The following is a 2,188-nucleotide window of genomic DNA, read 5'->3' as shown; positions in this document are numbered from 1 at the left end:
AGCATGTCCTGATTCGAGGCCTGGGCGTACGCCGTATTCGAGCGCGCGAACGGAATCCGGTTGCTGCCGACGATCGCCACGCGGCGCACAGAGGGAAGGGCGCTGAGAGTCATAGGCAAGTCTCGTCGAGGGTCGTGGCGGACGCGGGCGTGGCACCGCTGGCAAGCCGGCTTCGCGTGATGCGTTGCTCGATTCGTCGCTTGAGTCCGCTCATGCAATTTCCCAGTCAAAGCGTCCGCGCAAGTGCGGCTTTTCGCCAGCGCTATCGCGTATTTCGAAGTCGCGAACCCTAGCCGATGAAGCCCCGCTCCACAACGTGGCGTCGCCGGGTAAAAAAATCGGCGCCTTGAAATCGCCGTGGACGTGACCGGCGACCAGTTGTTTCGACGGCTGCAACGCCGCGAGTGTGCGTCCGAGCGTCCACATGCCGTGCGCGATGGCGCGGGGAAAACCGAACGCCTTCGCGCTTAGCGTGTGCAAGTGGATCGGGTTGAAGTCGCCCGATGCTTGAGCGTAGTCGCGGCCGAGTTGGGAGGGAAGTTGCCAGCGTGCCTCGCGCACCAGCGTATCGACGGGGTCCAGGATAGTTGAAGCAATCCCGCGACTCGCCACGCCACGCTTGAGATAAACGCTGTCGGCGTCCCAGACCGCCTCGCCGCCACGATAGATACGCGTATGCAGCGTGAACGCCTGACCCGTGTCATGGGCGATCAAAGCGCCGCTCTCGACTTCAATGCGCAGCGTCTGGCGCGATTGCAGCGCGCGCCGCAGGTGCACAGTGTTCGAAACATGAACGAGCCCGGCGGCGGACCAGGGAAACGCGGGATCGGTGAGCAACATCAGGTGCAGCGGAAACGCCATCACATGCGGAAAGGTCAGCGGGACACCCTGTTCGGGAATGAAGCCGCATACGCGTGCATACTGGCCGATCTGTTGCGGATCGAGCACCACGCTCGGGCGCACGAGTCTCAATAGCGGCAGCTCGGGCGCCAGGCCACGTTTGAAAAGTCCCCGTAGCGCGCGTCCATAGAGTTTGGCTGGGGGCGGCAAGGTTTCCACGATCACGGTGCGTGCACGTGGCGCAAACAGGGGAGAGGCGCTCATGGTGTCAGGCTCCGATCAGGCTTTGCCCGCATACCCGCACCACCTGTCCCGTGATCCCCGCCGACGCCGGACTGGCTAGCCATGCGACGGCCTCGGCTACATCGACGGGCCAGCCGCCCTGACTCATCGAATTCATGCGTCTTCCGGCTTCGCGAATGCCGAGTGGAATCCTGGCCGTCATCTCCGTTTCGATGAACCCCGGCGCCACCGCGTTGATCGTGATGGCCTGCGTGCGCAACATGCCGGCCATGCCCTGTACGCGTCCGATAACCCCCGCTTTCGATGTCGCGTAGTTCGTCTGGCCGAGGTTGCCGGCGATCCCGCTTATCGATGAAATCCCGACGATCCGGCCGCCTGCGTGAAGCAGGTTTTGGTCGAGCAACACGTCGTCGATGCGCTCTTGCGCCGAAAGATTCACGTCGATCACGCTGTCCCACGCAGCCTCCGTCATCTTTGCGATCGTCTTGTCGCGGGTGATGCCCGCGTTGTGTACGACGATATCGATACCGCCCAGCGCGTGAACCGTAGCAGCGATTTCGGCAGGCGCCTCGGGGGCGGCGATATCGGCGAGGAGCGCGGTGTGCGCGCCTTGCGACGGCCACGCGTCTTCGAGTGCGAGCATGGTCTGATCGAGCGCTTCCTGGGCTGTCGGCACGTCGAGCCCGACCACATGCGCGCCGCGTTCCGCCAGCACGTAGGCGATTGCCGCCCCGATTCCCCGTGCAGCACCCGTCACGAGCGCGCGCTTGCCGGCGAGCGGCCGGTTCCAGTCAGCGGGCGCGGCGGCGGGTGTGGCGTCAATGTGAATGACCTGTCCTGACACATACGCCGAGCGCGGCGAGAGCAGGAAGCGCAATGTCCCCTCAATATCGCCGCCCGGTTCAACCTGGATCAGGTTCGATGCTATCCCGCTGCGCGCTTCCTTGCCGAGCGAGCGCGTCATGCCTTCCAGCGCGCGTTGCGCCGTCCACGCGCGCGGCGAGACGCACGATTGCGGGGGCAACCCCAGCACGACAATGCGCCCGCTATTGGCGACCGACCGGATGGCATCGTGAAAGAACGCGTAAAGCGCATGGAGTTGCGA

General features: G+C 64.5%; 2 protein-coding genes. Both read right to left on the bottom strand.

Annotated elements, in window-relative coordinates; genetic code table 11:
* Nucleotides 1–210: 210 nt before the first annotated feature.
* Nucleotides 211–1,104 carry a MaoC family dehydratase gene (locus WCA53_RS10720; protein WP_423908977.1) on the bottom strand — a complete coding sequence of 298 codons (894 nt, stop codon included), beginning with the start codon at nt 1,102–1,104 and terminating at the stop codon, nt 211–213.
* Nucleotides 1,105–1,108: 4 nt separating this feature from the next.
* The coding region (locus WCA53_RS10715; RefSeq protein ID WP_423908974.1) for a 3-oxoacyl-ACP reductase at nt 1,109–2,188 on the bottom strand (1,080 nt) is incomplete at its 5' end.

It is taken from the genome of Caballeronia sp. (assembly GCF_049581465.1).
Lineage (GTDB): Bacteria > Pseudomonadota > Gammaproteobacteria > Burkholderiales > Burkholderiaceae > Caballeronia.
The sequence above is the reverse complement of the archived record's forward strand: the minus strand, read 5'-3'. Positions and strand labels throughout refer to the sequence as shown.